The organism is Streptomyces sp. NPDC057428, from assembly GCF_042803195.1.
Taxonomy (GTDB): Bacteria; Actinomycetota; Actinomycetes; order Streptomycetales; family Streptomycetaceae; genus Streptomyces.
This window is the reverse complement of sequence record NZ_JBHVCT010000036.1, coordinates 1-16148: the sequence shown is the minus strand read 5'-3', so window position 1 is coordinate 16148 and position 16148 is coordinate 1. Positions and strand designations below refer to the sequence as shown.

Annotated in this window: 15 protein-coding genes and 1 pseudogene; 8 read left to right on the top strand and 8 right to left on the bottom strand. The window is 72.0% G+C overall.

The genetic code is table 11. The features are described from left to right. Positions 1 to 72: 72 nt before the first annotated feature. Entirely contained in the window at positions 73 to 933 is an 861-nt protein-coding gene (locus ACFU5K_RS16505; RefSeq protein WP_384061655.1) for a tyrosinase family protein, read from the bottom strand. An 18-nt stretch (positions 934 to 951) separates the two neighbouring features. Beyond that, positions 952 to 1407 carry a tyrosinase family oxidase copper chaperone gene (locus ACFU5K_RS16500; RefSeq protein ID WP_384061653.1) on the bottom strand — a complete coding sequence of 152 codons (456 nt, stop codon included), beginning with the start codon at positions 1405 to 1407 and terminating at the stop codon, positions 952 to 954. A gap of 335 nt (positions 1408 to 1742) precedes the next feature. On the opposite strand from ACFU5K_RS16500, the gene ACFU5K_RS16495 reads away from it, so the two are divergent. Both ACFU5K_RS16495 and ACFU5K_RS16490 read left to right on the top strand, forming a co-directional pair. Beyond that, complete coding sequence (locus ACFU5K_RS16495; RefSeq protein ID WP_384061650.1) at positions 1743 to 3005, top strand: cytochrome P450; 1263 nt, start codon at positions 1743 to 1745, stop codon at positions 3003 to 3005. Positions 3006 to 3142: 137 nt separating this feature from the next. After that, the gene (locus ACFU5K_RS16490) at positions 3143 to 4336 is read left to right on the top strand and encodes a glycoside hydrolase family 26 protein (protein ID WP_384061646.1); all 1194 of its coding nucleotides are present in this window, start codon (positions 3143 to 3145) and stop codon (positions 4334 to 4336) included. A 139-nt stretch (positions 4337 to 4475) separates the two neighbouring features. Here the strand turns inward: ACFU5K_RS16490 and ACFU5K_RS16485 are convergent, their stop codons facing one another. Then, positions 4476 to 5897: a hypothetical protein gene (locus ACFU5K_RS16485; RefSeq protein ID WP_384061643.1), complete on the bottom strand. Its 1422-nt coding sequence runs from the start codon at positions 5895 to 5897 to the stop codon at positions 4476 to 4478. Positions 5898 to 6051: 154 nt separating this feature from the next. Here ACFU5K_RS16485 and ACFU5K_RS16480 point away from each other — a divergent pair, with 154 nt between their 5' ends. Further along, the gene (locus tag ACFU5K_RS16480) at positions 6052 to 7323 is read left to right on the top strand and encodes a molybdopterin-dependent oxidoreductase (protein ID WP_384061640.1); all 1272 of its coding nucleotides are present in this window, start codon (positions 6052 to 6054) and stop codon (positions 7321 to 7323) included. Between the two features lie 310 nt (positions 7324 to 7633). Here the strand turns inward: ACFU5K_RS16480 and ACFU5K_RS16475 are convergent, their stop codons facing one another. From ACFU5K_RS16475 to ACFU5K_RS16465, 3 genes are read right to left on the bottom strand one after another with little or no spacing between them, the layout of a single operon-like run. After that, entirely contained in the window at positions 7634 to 8419 is a 786-nt protein-coding gene (locus tag ACFU5K_RS16475) for a class I SAM-dependent methyltransferase (RefSeq protein WP_384061638.1), read from the bottom strand. Continuing rightward, a complete protein-coding gene (locus tag ACFU5K_RS16470; protein WP_384061635.1) occupies positions 8416 to 9066 on the bottom strand; it encodes a DUF2064 domain-containing protein in 651 nt (216 codons plus the stop codon). The genes ACFU5K_RS16475 and ACFU5K_RS16470 overlap by 4 nt, the downstream gene beginning before the upstream one ends. Then, positions 9063 to 9800, bottom strand: a complete 738-nt coding sequence (locus ACFU5K_RS16465) for a glycosyltransferase family 2 protein (protein ID WP_384061633.1) — start codon at positions 9798 to 9800, stop codon at positions 9063 to 9065. The genes ACFU5K_RS16470 and ACFU5K_RS16465 overlap by 4 nt, the downstream gene beginning before the upstream one ends. Positions 9801 to 9914: 114 nt before the next feature. Between ACFU5K_RS16465 and ACFU5K_RS16460 the strand changes: the two genes are divergently transcribed. Further along, entirely contained in the window at positions 9915 to 10685 is a 771-nt protein-coding gene (locus ACFU5K_RS16460) for a response regulator transcription factor (RefSeq protein WP_384061629.1), read from the top strand. A gap of 4 nt (positions 10686 to 10689) precedes the next feature. Then, a complete protein-coding gene (locus ACFU5K_RS16455; protein WP_384061627.1) occupies positions 10690 to 11802 on the top strand; it encodes a sensor histidine kinase in 1113 nt (370 codons plus the stop codon). A 52-nt stretch (positions 11803 to 11854) separates the two neighbouring features. On the opposite strand, the gene ACFU5K_RS16450 is transcribed toward ACFU5K_RS16455, so the two are convergent. Further along, a complete protein-coding gene (locus tag ACFU5K_RS16450) occupies positions 11855 to 12937 on the bottom strand; it encodes an NAD-dependent epimerase/dehydratase family protein (RefSeq protein ID WP_384061624.1) in 1083 nt (360 codons plus the stop codon). A 315-nt stretch (positions 12938 to 13252) separates the two neighbouring features. Between ACFU5K_RS16450 and dhaK the strand changes: the two genes are divergently transcribed. Genes dhaK through ACFU5K_RS16435 form a run of 3 tightly spaced genes read left to right on the top strand, consistent with a single transcriptional unit; the run spans position 13253 to position 15309 of the window. Continuing rightward, positions 13253 to 14245: a dihydroxyacetone kinase subunit DhaK gene (gene dhaK, locus ACFU5K_RS16445; protein ID WP_384061621.1), complete on the top strand. Its 993-nt coding sequence runs from the start codon at positions 13253 to 13255 to the stop codon at positions 14243 to 14245. A 39-nt stretch (positions 14246 to 14284) separates the two neighbouring features. Further along, complete coding sequence (dhaL, locus tag ACFU5K_RS16440) at positions 14285 to 14902, top strand: dihydroxyacetone kinase subunit DhaL (RefSeq protein WP_384061618.1); 618 nt, start codon at positions 14285 to 14287, stop codon at positions 14900 to 14902. Next, positions 14899 to 15309 carry a PTS-dependent dihydroxyacetone kinase phosphotransferase subunit DhaM gene (locus tag ACFU5K_RS16435; protein WP_384061615.1) on the top strand — a complete coding sequence of 137 codons (411 nt, stop codon included), beginning with the start codon at positions 14899 to 14901 and terminating at the stop codon, positions 15307 to 15309. The genes dhaL and ACFU5K_RS16435 overlap by 4 nt, the downstream gene beginning before the upstream one ends. A gap of 212 nt (positions 15310 to 15521) precedes the next feature. Here ACFU5K_RS16435 and ACFU5K_RS16430 read toward each other — a convergent pair. Then, a pseudogene (locus ACFU5K_RS16430) lies at positions 15522 to 15836 on the bottom strand (multidrug transporter); the annotation flags it as partial. Positions 15837 to 16148: the final 312 nt, after the last annotated feature.

Sequence of the window (16148 nt, the reverse complement as noted above, 5' to 3'; positions counted from 1 at the left end):
CGGGCCCCCTCCCTCCGCGTCGGTGCGGAGAGCGGGGGCCCGGCCGCGTGCAAGGGTGGGACCGACGGCCGCTCAGACGTAACGGTAGAGCCGGGAGTGGTCCATGAGCTGTGAGGGCGGCACGTCCCACGGCGGCATCGGACGGTCGTACGGGAAGATCCTGTCCTGCTGCGGGTCGTCGGCCGCCAGTGCGCCGGCGGGCAGGTAGCGGGAGCGCGGGTGGGCCTTCTGCCAGCGCGTCCAGAGCAGGTCGATGAACGCGTGGTGCAGCCAGAAGACCGGGTCGTCGGGCGAAGCCGCGCCGGCCATGGAACCGCCGATCCACCGATGGACCAGGTTGTGGTTGGCGACGCCGCGGGCTCCCCTGATCCCCCAGCCCTCGATCCTGTTGCGGAAGCCGCGGGTGCTGACGCTGTTCCAGGGCTCGGCGTCGTAGAGGGGGTCCTTCAGCGCGCGATCCACCTCAGCCGCACCCGGAAGGGTGACGGGTGAGGACGGCCGGCCGAAGTTCCGCCGCAGGAAGGGTTCGTCCGTGACCGGTGCGCTGATCCGCCAGTTTCCCCGCCGGTAGGCGAAGGGACCCGTCATGACCTGCCGGTCGCCCGGTCTGCCGTTGCCTCCGAGGAGGTCCTCCCCCCACAGGGACGCGCTCGGCGTGTTGTCCCGGGTCCAGTCCCAGTACGGGATCGAGACGCGGGAGTCGACGCCCCGCAGGGCCTTCTCGAACTCCAGCAGGTATCTGCGGTGCCAGGGGAAGAAGGACGGGGTCATGTGGGCGGGACGCGGCCTGCTGTCGGCATCGGAGACGTAGAACTCACGGTGCATGTCGACGAATTCGTCGTAACGTCCCGAGCGTTTGAGCTCCAGGATCGCGTCCACGAGGCGCTTCTTCTCCGGGCGGGTGAGGTCGCGCTGATTCTTGCGGCTGTACACCAGGCTCGTCCTCCGGGGTCAGATGGCGTGCGGGGGCGCTGCGGACAACTGGGCGGCACCGATCTCGTCGACCGCCGCGCGGGCCGTCTCGAGCAGCGTGGGGTACGACTCGTAGTGGTTGACGGAGCTGAGGTAGCTCCCGTCCGCGCGCCGCATCACGTGCAGGGCGTGGCCGTCGATGCGGACGTCCGTCTCCGGCGCCGCGGCCTCCGCCGCGGCGGCCTGGGGCCGCGCCCCGGCGGGAACCACGGGGGTGACCCCTCCGCGGATGTCGCGCCCCTTGTACACCTCGGAGAAGCGCTCGGGCCCGACGGCGTCCCGCCCGTTGCCCGCACCGGTCCTCTGTCCCCGCAGGAGCACCGGGGCGAGCACGCCGCCGGTGCCTGCGACCACGGCGACGGTGAAGGCGGTCCTCAGGACCGCGCGACGGGCCGGCCCAGCCGGCTCCTCGATCGTGCGGCTGTTCGGTTTCATGGTGGGTGTACCTGCCTCTCGTCCGCTTCCGCGAGGTGTCTCGCTCACGTGGGCAACGAGACGCGGGGCCAACGGTTCTCATGGATCAGGACGCTCCCGACAGTGTTCACGGGCCCACGGCAGCGTGCGCGACGTCCGGCCGACTGTCGGATACGTCCCATTAGACCCTGAGGGGGCGTGCCCTCCGCCCCACGACTCACCACGGGTACGCACCCGGGCCGGACGGCCCCGGTGCGTACCGCACCCGTGGGAATTGTCCGGACGCTCCGGCCGTGTCTGCCTCGCTGCGGAGCCCGCCGGGCCAGCATGGCCGTCCGAACTCCCGGAGGTTGTGCATGAACGCGTCGACGCAGGCACCCACGGACCGCGTACGAGGGACGGCGGGTGCCGATCTGGCCGACCCCGCGTTCTGGAGGCTGCCGCGATCACGGCGGCTGTCGGAATTCGCCCGGCTCCGGGAACTCGACGCACCGGTCCGCTTCACGCCGGGCAGCGGCTCGCGCACGCCGTTCTACGCCCTCGTGAAGCATGCCGACGTACGGGCGGCCAGCCGGCAGCCGCTGCTCTTCGCGAGCGCACCCGGGGTCACCACCCCGGAACCGGCGCCCTGGGCCAAGGCGGTGTTCGGCAACTCCATGGTGAACATGGACGGCGCCGAGCACGCGGGCCTGCGCAGGACCATCTCACGTGCCTTCACGCCGAGGCTGCTCGCCGCGGCCGAGGAGAACATCTCCGCCGTCGCCGGGCGTCTGGTGGACGAGATGGCCGCCGAAGGCCCCGGCGACTTCATGCGGTCGGCGGCCTCGCGCATGCCCTTCGAGGTCATCTGCGACCTGATGGGCATCCCCGCCCGCCACCGCGCCGGGATCCTCGCGCGTGTCGACCACGCCTCCGAGTACGTGGGGGTCCAGCGCCGGGGACGGGCGCGGCTGCGCGTGCCCGGGCGTGGTCTGCGCTCCCTGGCTCGTATGCAGTTCGATATGGCGGGCATCGCCCGTGAGCGGCGCCGTGAACCGGCGGACGACCTGATCTCGGCCCTCGTCCGCGCCGACGTCGGCGGGCAGGCCCTGTCCTCCCGCCAGCTCGGTGCGTTCTTCTCCCTGCTCCTCGTGGCCGGTGTGGAGACCACCCGGAACGCGATCGCCCACGGGCTGGTCCTGCTGACCGCACACCCGGACCAGCGGGCACTCCTGCGATCCGACTTCGAGCGGCACGCCGACGGCGCGGTCGACGAGATCGTCCGCCATTCGACGCCCATCATCCAGTTCCGCCGCACGGTGGCCGCCGAGTGCGAGGTCGGGGGCCGCACCTTCCTGCCGGGGGAGAAGACCGTGCTCCTCTACGCCTCCGCGAACCGGGACGCCTCGGTCTTCGCGGACCCCGACGCCTTCGACATCACCCGGTCGCCGAATCCGCATCTGGGATACGGCGGCGGCGGGCCGCACCACTGCCTGGGCGCGCATCTGGCAAAACTCGAGATGAAGGCCCTGTTCCGCGAAATGCTCGAACGACTGGGGGATGTGAGGTCGCTGGGCGAACCCGTGCTGATCGACTCGAATTTCGACAATCGCGTCGGCTCTCTCCCCCTCACCTTCTGATGTATCACCCGATCGGACCTCTCGAAATCGACCCGTGTCGCGAATGGGCTATTCCCGCATGGTCCCGCAGGCCGTTGTTGAATCTTTCTCCTTAATGTCGTGATGGTCGGATACAGGCCGCAATCCAAGGAGGAGCAGTGCCCGTACAGCGCCGTCTCATCAATTTCGGTATCGGGGCGACCGCGTTCGGCCTCCTCGTGAGCGGCGCGGTCCTCGTCGACCACGACGGCACGGACACGGAGGCCGGAAAGGGCTCCGCGCGGAGCGCACCGGAACCGGCCGGCACGACCGCCATCGGGGCCTACCTGCATTACGGGCCCAAGGGTGTGCAGCGGATGGCGGAGCTGTCGCGATGGCTCGGCGGCACCGAGCTGCGGGTCGGACACAGCTACCTGCCGGGCGACCTGTGGCAGAACATCGAGGGACGGCCCGGCTTCCTCGCCTACTGGGCAGCGTGGCGGCGCGCGGACGCGAACCGGATGTTCGTCCTCAACACGCCCATGATGGAGCGCAACGAGGCCCGCGTCTCCGACAGCGAGGTGCGGCGACTGCTGCGGGCCGGGGTGAACGGGTCGTACGACGAGCACTTCCGCAAGCTGGCCGAGCATCTGGTCCTGCTGGGCATCCCGGACACCGTGCTCGTCCTGGGCTGGGAGATGAACGGGACCACGTACACGCACCGCTGCGGCCCGGACCCCGTCGCGTGGAAGTCGTACTGGAAGCGCATCGTCACCACGATGCGGTCCGTGCCGGGCCAGAAGTTCCGGTTCGACTTCGCACCGAGCAGGGGACGCGACGCGGTGCCCTGGACCGAGTGCTACCCGGGTGACGACGTCGTGGACATCATCGGCATGGACTCCTACGATCAGCCGCCCGCCCGTACCTTCGACGAGCAGGTCAGCGAACCCTACGGGCTGCAGAAGCAGGTCGACTTCGCGGCCGAGCACGGCAAGCCGATCTCCTTCCCGGAGTGGGGGCTCTTCCGCAACGGCGACAACCCCGAGTACATGCGCCGCATGCTGGAGTGGATCGACCTGCACAAGCCGCTCTACCAGACGGTCACCGACTACTGCCCGCACGGGGTGTGGCAGTGCTCCGAGAACCCCCGGTCCTCGGCGGTCTTCCGGGAGAGGCTGAGCGGGCTCCCGAACGCCGAGCCGTCCGTGCCGGCGCCCGACCCGAGCGGGACTCCGACCGCGCCGAAGCCGGACAAGCCCACACCGACGGTTCCCCTGCCGGACACCAACGCGGACGAGTGGTGCGTCAGCATCCCGCTGAGCGACTGGTTCGGCCAGTGGCTGACGGACCGCGAGTTCTGCGTACGCCGCTGAGGTCGGCCACCGGGCGATGTCACATCCGCGTCCGCGCCTTCGCCGACGCGACGGAACGGGTATCCGGTACGCCGTCTCCTGCCTCTGGCGGTGGGCGACAGCGTGCCGTGCCACACCGGCAAGATGAGCCGCTGGCCGCTCACCACCCGGTCCAGAGCAGATGGTTGACGAGCAGGGCGACGACTGCCTGGGCAGTCAGCCAGCCACGCCGGCCGGTGTCCGGGAGCAGAGCGGTCGCGGGCACCAGCCAGACCATGAAGGGCTGCCAGATGCGTTCCGTCTCGGCCTTGCTCATTCCCGAGAGGTCCGCGACGGCGAGCACCAGGAGGGCGGCGATGGTGAGGGCGGCCAGTCTCTGAGCGGGTGTCAGCGTGCCCGGACGCAGACCGCGTACGGCAGCGGGGGCCGCCACCGCCGCCCGGCGCAGACCGGCAACGGTGGCGAATCCAACTGCCAGCGTGGTGCAGGCCAGGTTCGCCCAGACCCAGTAACCGTAGGGGCGGGTTCCGCCGGCGCCCTGGTAGTAGCGCTCCACCAGCAGGTGGTAGGCCTCCCACCAGTTGAAGCCCGCCAGGGTGAACGCCACGGGCGCGACCAGCGCGCCGAGCACCAGGGGGCCGAGCGGACGCACCGTACGGGCGAGCAGGAGGACGGCCGCCAGGAGGGCGCCGACGAGTGTCAGACCGTAACTGAGGTAGCAGGTCAGCCCGAACAGCAGTCCGGAGCCGAGCGCCGCGGCTGCCGGGTGCCTGGCCGTACGGGTCGCGGCGAGGGCCAGCAGCGCCACCGACCAGGCCGCGACGGCGGCGAAGTAGCCGTCGGCCGAGGTTCCCGTCCAGACGGCGAAGGGAGCCAGCACGAGGAACGGGGCCGCGCGCCGTGCGAGGGCTTCGTCCGTCAGGGCTCGCAGCGCGACCAGGACGGCAACCGCCGCTGAGCCGCCGAGCACGATGCACCACATGCCCGCCCAGGCTCCGCCTCCGAGTCCGGCCCGGTCCAGGCCGACGAAGGTGAGCGTGGCGCCCGGCGGGTGTCCGGCGACGTGGGCGGGCCAGTTGCCGGGCGGCCCGATGACGATGTGGTCGGTGAAGCCGCGCAGTGCGGCGCCGATGTCGTCGAACCTGTCGATGACCCGGAGGTATTCGTGCTTGGTGGTCAGTCTGCGTTCGATCCCGCGGTACCAGCCATCGATGAGGGCGAGCGAGAGGATCCAGGCCACCGAGCCGGCCCAGCAGGTGAGGAGCAGGCCTCGCCAGGGCATTCGGGCCGCGAGCCGGGGTCCGTAGCCGATGACCGCGACGGCCACGGCCAGGGCGGCGGGGGTGCCGGGGCCGAGGTGCGGGTCCCAGGAGGCCAGGAGGGGCGGCCAGTGGACCTGCAGGCTGCCGTCGCCCTCCTGGATCACCCATCCGACCCCCATGGCCACGGCCACCAGCAGCGCCCCCGCCGCGGCGGCCGCCAGATCCCGGCGACGGCCGGCGTGAGCGGTCGGAGCGGCGGGCACGGGATGTTCGGGGGGTTCGACGGTACGGGTCGGGTCACTGCGTTCCTCGGTCGTCACAGACGCACGCTACGCACCGGCGGGGCTCGCCGGGCGGAACGTCGCCGCCACGTCACAGATCCGTCAGATCCCGAGGCGCGGCACGGGTCGACGTCAGACTTTCGTCAGGAGTCGTACGCCCCGAGGCGCAACGTCTCCGCATAACGTCGCCACCATGCGAGACAGACATCATCAAGCCCGTGCGCGCGTCCCCTCCCCAGGCTTTCCGCTCCCCACCGAGCCCGCGTTCTGGCGCAGTCCGGTGCGCGGGGCACGGTTCACGGCCGTACTCGGGCTGGTCCTCCTCGCCGGGATCACGCTGCTGTTCGTCACGGGTCTCCTGTCGTACGCGGCATACAACCCGGACCTCGCCGCCGTGAACGACAAGACGCCGGACAAGGGGTTGCTCGGCTTCTACCTGTTCGACTGGCCCACGGGACCACGCTGGCTGTACCGGCTGACGCAAGGGGTCCACGTCACCCTCGGCATCGTCCTCGTGCCCGTCCTGCTGGCGAAGCTGTGGTCGGTGGTGCCGAAACTCTTCGCGTTGCCGCCGGCACGGTCGGCCGGGCACGCGCTGGAGCGTCTGTCGCTGCTGCTGCTCGTGGGCGGGGCGCTCTTCGAATTCGTCACGGGCCTGCTGAACATCCAGTTGGAGTACCTGTTCCCAGGGTCCTTCTACCCGCTGCACTTCTACGGGGCGTGGGTCTTCTTCGCCGCGTTCCTCGCCCACACCTGTCTCAAACTCCCCCGTGCGCTGCGGGTGCTGCGCGACGGGCTCCCCACCGGGGAGAAGGACGAGTTGGCCTCGCCCCGTCCCTCCGAGCCGACCGTCTCCCGGCGCGGCGCCCTGGCCGTCGTGGGGGCGGGGTCGCTGCTCCTGCTGGTCACCTCCGCCGGGCGGAGCTTCGACGGCGGGCTGCGGCGCACCGCACTGCTGACCCCGCGCGGCGGCGCCGAACCGGGGCCGGGTCCCAACGGCTTCCAGATCAACAAGACCGCCGCGAAGGTGGGCATCACCCCTGCCGACACCGGGGAACGCTGGCGGCTCACCGTCGTCGGACCGGCCGGGGAGATCCGGCTCTCGCGCACGGAACTGCTCGCCATGGACCTGCACAGCGCGGCGCTGCCCATCGCGTGCGTGGAGGGGTGGTCGACGTCGGACCAGTGGTGGCGCGGTGTCCGCCTGCGCGACCTCGCCGCGCTCGCCGGGTTCCCGGACGAGCCACCCGGGGTGCTCGTGGAATCCCTGCAGCGCAGCGGGCCGTTCCGGACGGTGGCGCTCCGGGGCAACCAGGTGCGCGATCCGCTGTCACTGCTCGCGCTGGGCGTCAACGGCGAGGCGCTGTCGCCCGATCACGGCTATCCCGCACGCGTCATCGTGCCGGCCGCCCCCGGCGTGATGAACACCAAATGGGTGAACCGCCTGACGTTCGGAGAGCTGTGATGAGGGTTCTGCGCCGCTGGTACGGGGAGGGGCCGCTGCACCTGCTGCTGATGCTCTCGTCCCTCGCCCTGGCGGGATACGCGGGGGTGCGACTGCTCGACGGGGACACCTTCCTGATCGTGGTGTGGTTCGTGGGCGCCGCGTTCGTCCACGACCTGGTCCTGGTGCCGCTGTACTCGGCGGCGGACCGTGCGTTGCGCGTCCCCTTCGCGCGACGTCCGGCGCTGGTGAACTTCGTCCGCGTTCCGCTGCTCCTTTCCGGTCTGCTCCTGCTGATGTGGTTCCCCCTGATCACACGTCACGCGGAACGCTACGAGCCGGCGAGCGGGCTGTCCCCCGACAGGTTCCTGGCCAACTGGCTGCTGATCACCGCCGCGCTGTTCGCGGTGTCGGCGCTCTGGCTGGTGCTGCGGACGGTGCGGGCCGGGCGCAGGGCGAGGAACGGGCGGCCGTCGGCCTCCCACTGATCCACTGGCTTCCAGCCCTGTGACCGGGCGTGGCCGAGCATGGCGGGCACCCCGACGCGGGCCCAGGGGAAGTGGGGGCCGGTTCCGGCCTGCCCCCGGCCGTCGTCGAGCCGCACGTGGACCTGCTCGTCCACGTCCTGGGGCGCGGCCTCGGTGATGAGCAGTCCGCCGGGGGCCAGCACGGCGGCGATCCGGCGCAGGAGCGCCCTGGGGTCACCGCCGATCCCGATGTTGCCGTCGATGAGCAGGGCTGTTCCCCACCGCCCTTCGCCGGGCAGCGGCTCGAACACGCTGCGGCGGAGCGCCGAGCCGCCGATCCGCTGGGTGCGGCCGATGGCGGCCTCGCTCACGTCGATGCCCAGCGCCCGGTGTCCGCGCGCGGCCAGGGCGGCGACCAGCCGGCCGGGCCCACAGCCGATGTCGATGACGGTCCCCTCGCTGCGGTGCAGTGCCGACAGGTCGGCGGCGTCGGCCTCCGCACACCAGCGTTCGACGTCGAGTGGCAGCAGCCACCCGTCCTCACTCCGGAGGAAGAGCGGGCCGTGCCCCTGGCTGAGTGCTCGCGCGTACGGATCGGCCGTCGCCCACGGGGCTGAGGTCTCGTCTGCCGGTGGCAGCGCCGTACTCATCGGACCACCGCCCGGCTCAGTCGTGTATGGGCCTGGGCGAAGCGCCCGTGCGGCGCGATGGCGGCGACGTGCGCCGCGTCTTCGGCGGTGTCCACGTCGCGCAGCGGCGGAAGGTCCCGCACGGTGAGGCCGAATTCCGTCAGGCGGGCCCGCTGGAGTGCGCCCGTGTCGGGGCGGGACATCGGAACGCCCCGCACGAGGCCGGGGTCGGGGGCCGCGAGGCCGAGAGCCCAGAAGCCGCCGTCTTCGGCCGGCCCGAACCAGGCGTCACACCCGTCCCAGCCGTCCGGGGAGAGCGCGGGGGCCAGCAGGGCGGGAGTGATCTGCGGGGTGTCCATGCCGACGAGGAGCGCCGGCCCCGTACACGTGGCGAACGCCGCCGCGATGCGCTCGTCGAGGGTGCCCGCGCACTGCGGCACTACGTCGAAGCCCGGAGGCGTCCAGGGGCCGGGGCGGCCTTCGAGGACCAGGACCCGCCGCCGCGCGGGCAGGGCGAGCACGGTCCGCAGCGTGTCCTGAAGGGCCGCGGCGGCGAGTTCAGCGGCCTCTTCGGGGCTGAAGGGCGGTGTGAGCCGCGTCTTGACCCTCCCGGGGAGAGGTTCCTTGGCGATGACGAGCAGCGCCGTCGCTCCGTGCGATGTACTCATCGGGCCGCCTCCGCCCTGGCGCCCCTCGGGGTCGGTGATTCCGGTTGCCTCAGCACCGCACGCATGTCCCGGACCGCGTGCCAGGTACCCCGCCAGGTGCCGGTGACCTTGGACTTGCCGGTACGGGGCAGATACGGCACGTCCGTTTCGGTGACGCGCAGTCCGGCGTCCGACGCGCGCACCACCATCTGCAGGGGATAGCCGCTGCGACGGTCCGTCAGGCCGAGGGCCAGCAGCGTCTCCCTGCGCACGGCCCGCATCGGCCCGAGGTCGTGCAGCCTCAGGCCGGTACGGCGGCGGAGCATCCTGGACAGGGCGATGTTGCCCGCCCTCGCGTGCAGGGGCCACGCGCCGCGGGCCGTGGGGCGGCGCCGGCCGAGAAGCAGGTCGCTCTCGCCCTCGGCGATCCGCCGGACGAAGCCGGGGAGGAGCGCCGGGTCGAGTGAACCGTCGCAGTCGCAGAAGCAGACGTACTCCGCCTCGGCGGCGAGCAGTCCCGCGTGACAGGCCGAGCCGAAGCCGCGGCGTGGTTCGTGCACCACGGTCGCGCCGAGCGCGCGGGCGATGTCCGCCGACCCGTCGGTGGACCCGTTGTCGACGACGATGGCCCGCCATCCTTCGGGGACACGGGCCAGCACCCGGGGCAGGGCAGCGGCCTCGTCGAGGCAGGGCAGAACGATGTCGGCGCGGAGGGGTGCGGGATCAGCCGGTGAGTATTCGGTCACGCCGATCACCCTACGGAGCGAAAACCGGCATTCCGGGCTTCGGGTTCTTACGAAACGTGGACGTCGACCATGTGGCGGCCGGGGGCCCTCCGCCCCAACGGTCTCTGATGCCACAGTGGTGCCATGCAGAACATCTCTTCCCCTCCGGACCCCGGCGCCGTTTCACCGAACGGTCGCAAGGACGGCGTGTCGCGCGGCCGTGTCCTCGTCGTCGACGACGATCCGACCGTCGCGGAGGTCGCCGCCGGGTACCTGGAACGGGCGGGCTACGAGGTCGGGCGGGCGGACGACGGGCCCATGGCGCTGGGCAGCTTCGCGGAACAGCGGCCCGATCTGGTGGTGCTCGACCTGATGCTGCCCGGCATGGACGGCTTCGAGGTGTGCCGGCGGATGCGTGCGCGGGGGCCCGTGCCCGTCATCATGCTCACCGCGAGGGGGGACGAGGACGACAGGATCCTGGGACTGGAGACCGGTGCCGACGACTACGTGACCAAGCCCTTCAGCCCGCGCGAGCTCGTGCTGCGGGTGGAGGCGGTCCTGCGCCGGGGCCGGCGCGCCGGCCCCGGCGGCCCCGCCCGGCTCGGCGGAGCGGGGATCGGCCTGGAGCCTCTGGCCCGTCGTGCGACCCGCGACGGCAGGGATCTCTGCCTGACGCTCCGCGAGTTCGACCTGCTCGCCTTCTTCCTGAGCCACCCCGGTCAGGCCTTCACCCGCGAGGAGCTGATGCGGGAGGTCTGGGGCTGGGACTTCGGTGATCTGTCGACGGTGACCGTCCATGTGCGGCGCCTGCGCGGGAAGGTCGAGACCGACCCGGCCCGCCCCCGTCTGATCCACACGGTGTGGGGCGTGGGTTACCGCATGGACCTGCCCGACGACGACACCTCCGGGAACTGAGCACATGGCCGACATCCTCCTCATCGCCCTCCTCGCCTTCCTCGGCGCCGCCGCTGCCGGGCTCCTCGGCGCCCTGGCCCTGCGGCTGCTCCGCCACCGCCCCCTGGTGGTCTCCCTGACCGTCGTCGCCGCGGTGGCGGTGACCGCGATGCTGGCGGGCACCCTGACCGTGGCCTGGGCCATGTTCCTGTCGCCGCACGATCTGACGGTGGTGACGACCGTCGTCGCCATGGCCGCCGCGGTGTCCCTCGCGACCGCGGTCCTGCTGGGCCGCCGGGTGGCCGCCAGCAGCCGCGACCTGACGATGGCTGCCCGCTCGTTCGGGGACGGGGGCACGTTCGACGCCCCCGAGGGGCATGCGACCGCGGAACTCGCGGCGCTCACACGTGAACTGGCGGCCACCAGCGGGAAACTAGAAAGCTCCCGGGAGCGTGAGCGCGCCCTGGAGAGGTCGCGCCGGGAGCTCGTCGCGTGGATCTCGCACGACCTCCGGACCCCCCTGACCGGGCTGCGCGCCATGTCAGAGGCGCTGGAGGACGGCATGGCCGCGGACTCCGGCCGCTACCTTCGGCAGATACGCCTTGAGGTGGAGCGCATGAACGACATGGTCGGTGACCTCTTCGAACTCTCGCGCATCCACGCCGGGTCGCTCGCGCTGGCGCCCACCCGGGTCTCCGCCCACGACCTGGTCGGCGACGCCCTCGCCGGTGCCGATCCGCTGGCCCGCGAACACGGGGTCCGCCTGGTCGGCGACCTGGTCGACGCGGTGCCCGTGGAGGTCGACAGCAAGGAGATGAGCCGGGTCATGGGCAACCTCCTGATCAACGCGATCCGGCGCACCCCTGCCGACGGGACGGTCGCGGTCGCCGCGCGGCGCTCACCGGACGGTCTCGTGCTCTCGGTGACCGACGGGTGCGGCGGGATCCCAGAGGAAGATCTCGCGCGGGTGTTCGACACTGGGTGGAGGGGCAGCCCGGCCCGTACCCCTCCGTCGGGAGCCGGCCTCGGGCTCGCGATCGTCCGCGGAATCGTCGAGGCGCACTCCGGGCGAACCGGTGTCCGGAATGTGGCGGGTGGCTGCTGCTTCGAGGTCACCCTCCCCGCCGCCTCGGGCTGAAGGCACCTGGCCACCCGGCGGGTCCTCGGACGAGAGCCGCCGGACGCCCGGGCTATGGACGCGACTCCGCGGCGGCCCGCAGAGGTGCCGTGGCGAACTCCCGCATCCCCGCGGCGAAGTCCGTCTCCGGCTTCCAGCCGAGTTCCTCGCGCAGGCGCCGCGAATCGGCGGTCACATGGCGGACGTCCCCGAGCCGGTACGCGCCGGTGACGACGGGGTCCGGACCGCCGTGGGCCGCCGACAGCGCCCGGGCCATCTCGCCGATGGTGTGCGGGGTGCCGCTGCCCGTGTTGTAGGCGTCGAAGGTGCCCGGCGCCCGCTCGTCCAGTGCCGCGAGAGCCACGGCGTTGGCCGCCGCCACGTCCCGAACGTGCACGAAGTCCCGCCGCTGCGCGCCGTCCTCGAAGACCTGGGGTGCCTCGCCCCTGGCCAGGGCCGACCTGAAGAAGGACGCGACACCGGCGTACGGGGTGTCGCGCGGCATCCCCGGGCCGTACACGTTGTGGTAGCGCAGCGCCACGGCCCGTCCCCCCGTCGCACGGGTCCAGGCGGCGGCGAGGTGTTCCTGTGCCAGCTTGGTCGCCGCGTAGACGTTACGGGGGTCGGCGGCCGCCTCCTCGGTGACCAGCCCCGGCACCAGTTCCGAGCCGCAGGAGGGGCAGTGCGGCTCGAACCGCCCGGCATCGAGGTCGGCCACCGCCCTGGGACCCGGCCTGACCACGCCGTGCCGGGGGCAGTCGTAGCGTCCCTCGCCGTAGACCACCATGGACCCCGCGACGACCAGGTCCCGTACGCCCGCCGCCGCCATCCCGGCGAGTAGCACGGCGGTGCCCAGGTCGTTGCACCCGACGTACTCCGGTGCGTCGGCGAAGTCCTTCCCGAGTCCCACCATCGCCGCCTGATGGCACACGGCGTCGATCCCGGCCAGGGCGCCGGCCACGGCTTCCCGGTCGCGTACGTCCGCGACGAGCGTCGTGACCCCCGGCGGCAGTTGCGCCGACGCGGGTGAACCGGAGGATCCGTGCGCCGAGGGGAGCAGGGCGTCGAGGACCACCGGCTCGTGCCCGCCCCGGGCGAGGGTCCGGACGACGTACGACCCGATGAACCCGGCTCCGCCGGTGACCAGTACACGCATACCGACACGCTAGGCGGCCCGCGGACCGGAGGGACAGTGCGGCACGCCCACGTCACGGGACCGTAAGAACCCCACGGGCTCGCGCCGGGCGCGGCCGCCGCGCGGCGGGGGGGCGGCTCTCGTGTGCGCGGCCCGCGCGCAGACGGACGCCTCTGCGTCCCTCCGACGGCTGGGATCCGACTCCCTCCGACGCGTCGCTTCCCGATCACACGGGTCTCTTCGATACTGGGGCCGTACGCACCTGAGACAAGAGGATCGGATTCACGCCGACGGCCGGCACCAGTGGTCTGCCGTCGCTCTCCCCTGGAGGAACCGTTGCGCATGCTCATCAACGTGCCGGAGACCGTGGTCGCTGACGGCCTTCGCGGTATGGCCGCCGCACACCCCGAACTGGTCGTCGACGCCGAGAAGCGTCTCGTAGTACGGCGCGACGCGCCCGTCGCCGGCAAGGTGGGGCTCGTCTCCGGTGGCGGGTCCGGGCACGAGCCGCTGCACGCGGGATTCGTCGGGCCGGGAATGCTCTCCGCGGCGTGCCCCGGAGAGGTGTTCACCTCTCCCGTGCCCGATCAGATGGTGCGGGCCGCGACGGCGGTCGACAGCGGTGCGGGTGTGCTGTTCATCGTGAAGAACTACACCGGCGACGTCCTGAACTTCGACATGGCCGCGGAGCTCGCCGAGGACGAAGGTGTACAGGTCGCACGGGTGCTCGTCGACGACGACGTCGCGGTGGCCGACAGCACCTTCACCGCGGGCAGACGGGGCACCGGCGCGACGCTCTTCGTGGAGAAGATCGCCGGTGCGCTCGCCGACGAGGGCGCGCCGCTGGAGCAGGTGGAGGCGGTGGCACGCCGGGTGAACGAGTCCTCGCGGAGCTTCGGAGTCGCGCTCAGCTCGGTCACCACTCCGGCGAAGGGCACCCCGACCTTCGATCTCCCACCGGGTGAGCTGGAGTTGGGCATCGGCATCCACGGCGAGCCGGGACGTGAGCGGCGCGCGATGATGACCTCCCGGGAGATCGCCGACTTCTCCGTCGACGCGGTCCTGGAGGACCTGCGGCCGAGCGGCCCCGTGCTCGTCCTGGTCAACGGCCTCGGCTCGACGCCGCTGCTGGAGCTGTACGGGTTCAATGCCGAAGTGCAGCGGGTGCTGTCCGAGCGGGGGGTGACGGTGGCTCGTACCCTGGTGGGGAACTACGTGACGTCGCTCGACATGGCGGGCTGCTCGGTGACCCTCTGTCAGGCGGACGATGAGCTGGTACGGCTCTGGGACGCGCCGGTGCAGACGCCCGCGCTCCGCTGGGGCCGGTGAACGGAACTCCGTCGGCCCGTCCGAGGAACAGGAGATCTTGTGCTCGACACCGATTTCTTCCGTCGCTGGATGACCGCCACCGCGGCAGCCGTGGACCGCGAGGCGGACCGGCTGACCGAGCTGGACGCCGCGATCGGGGATGCCGATCACGGAAGCAACATGCGGCGCGGCTTCACCGCGGTGCGCGACGTACTGGAGAAGGAACCGCCCGCGACGCCCGGCGCCGTGCTCGCACTGGCGGGCAGGCAGCTGATCTCGACGGTCGGCGGGGCGTCCGGACCGCTGTACGGGACCTTGTTGCGCCGCACCGGGAAGGCCTTGGGCGACGCGCAGGAGGTCTCGCCCGCCGAGCTGGCCGAGGCCTTCGGCGCGGGGGTCGCAGCGGTGGCGCAGCTCGGTGGGGCGCAGGCGGGTGACAAGACGATGCTCGACGCGCTGCTCCCCGCCGTCGAGGTCCTGGCCGACTCCTTCGAACAGGCCCACGAAGCGGCGGTGGCCGGTGCCTCGGCCACCATCCCGCTGCAGGCGCGCAAGGGCAGGGCCAGCTATCTGGGCGAGCGCAGCATCGGTCACCAGGATCCGGGGGCGACGTCGGCCGCGCTTCTGGTGGGGGCGCTCGTGGAGGCCTCGGCACAGATCGCTGGAGGCGGAGCGTGAGTGAGGAGAAGCAGGTCGGGATCGTCCTGGTCTCGCACAGCGGGCCGGTGGCGGAGGCCGTGGCCGAGCTGGCCAGGGGACTGGCGGCCGGTGGCGCGACGGCCCCGGTGGCGGCGGCGGGCGGCACGTCCGCCGGAGGGCTCGGTACGAGTTCGGAGCTGATCGCCGAGGCGGCCCGCATGGTGGACGGGGGTGCGGGTGTGGCGATCCTGGTGGACCTCGGAAGCGCGGTACTGACCGTGAAGTCGATGCTGGCCGAGGGCGATGAACTGCCCGAGGGAGCACGGCTGGTGGATGCCCCGTTCGTCGAGGGCGCGGTCGCCGCGCTGGTGACGGCGTCCGCGGGCGGCGACCTGGACACCGTGGAGGCCGCCGCCTCGGACGCGTACGGCTACCGGAAGACGTGAGTGCCCGGAGGCGGCGGCGTAGCTCCTGAGAGTCTGTCCGGCCGCCCCCGCAGGGAGGGGCGGCCGGACAGACTCTGCCGGTTCCGCGCGGTCAGGATGTCGTGCGGGGCGAAGGCGACCGACGCGTTGCGCGCACCCTGGGCGACGGTCGCGGCCACGTGTGTCCGCTGCCCCGCCACGAGCTCCGCGGGCGCGTCGAGTGACAGCCCGTCGGCGACGAACTGGGCGTCGGACATCACCGCGAACCGCGAGTCCCGGCGTTCGGCCACGGCGGCCGGGTCGATCAACGGGTCTGCGGGTAGAGCCTGTTCGGGAACGTCCACCGTCGGTGGCACCTGGGCCGTCAGGTCGTCGATGACGATCTCGCCGGTGTACTGCCGTGCGGCGGCGGTCTCGGCGAGGTAGGAGCGGTACACCGACAGCGGCATCGCCACCCCCGGCGGCACGGCGAAGGTGACCTGCCGCCAGCCGGTCCAGGTGATCTACGGCCCTCGCAGCAGTTGGTCCGAACCCGCGGCGCCCTTCAGAGGGCGTTGAGTCCGATCTTCCTTGGTTCGTGATCGCTCGATCGAGGTACTGATCGCCGCCCGGGCCGTCTGCCGCTGACCTCCCGCGGGCAGGCGCTCAGCGGCCCTGGCCACGCCTCCAGTAAGCCGACTCCGACCTGGCGTTTTCCCGGTTCAGCGGCGGGAGGGGAGGAACTGGCGGGGCGGAGCAACAGTTCGTGACTCCTCCCCCTCCTGAAGGACTCCGTTGGGGAATCCGTGATTCGGGCTTCCTGGCATGGTCATGCAACAAGGTCGAGGCGGGCGAGGTGAGAGAGGCGGGATGTGCCGAGC

Coding starts and splice junctions, on each gene's coding strand:
- ACFU5K_RS16455 (WP_384061627.1), top strand. CDS start 10,690: ATGGCCGACATCCTCCTCATCGCCCTCCTCGCCTTCCTCGGCGCCGCC.
- ACFU5K_RS16495 (WP_384061650.1), top strand. CDS start 1,743: ATGAACGCGTCGACGCAGGCACCCACGGACCGCGTACGAGGGACGGCG.
- ACFU5K_RS16500 (WP_384061653.1), bottom strand. CDS start 1,407: ATGAAACCGAACAGCCGCACGATCGAGGAGCCGGCTGGGCCGGCCCGT.
- ACFU5K_RS16470 (WP_384061635.1), bottom strand. CDS start 9,066: ATGAGTACATCGCACGGAGCGACGGCGCTGCTCGTCATCGCCAAGGAA.
- ACFU5K_RS16480 (WP_384061640.1), top strand. CDS start 6,052: ATGCGAGACAGACATCATCAAGCCCGTGCGCGCGTCCCCTCCCCAGGC.
- ACFU5K_RS16460 (WP_384061629.1), top strand. CDS start 9,915: ATGCAGAACATCTCTTCCCCTCCGGACCCCGGCGCCGTTTCACCGAAC.
- ACFU5K_RS16450 (WP_384061624.1), bottom strand. CDS start 12,937: ATGCGTGTACTGGTCACCGGCGGAGCCGGGTTCATCGGGTCGTACGTC.
- ACFU5K_RS16475 (WP_384061638.1), bottom strand. CDS start 8,419: ATGAGTACGGCGCTGCCACCGGCAGACGAGACCTCAGCCCCGTGGGCG.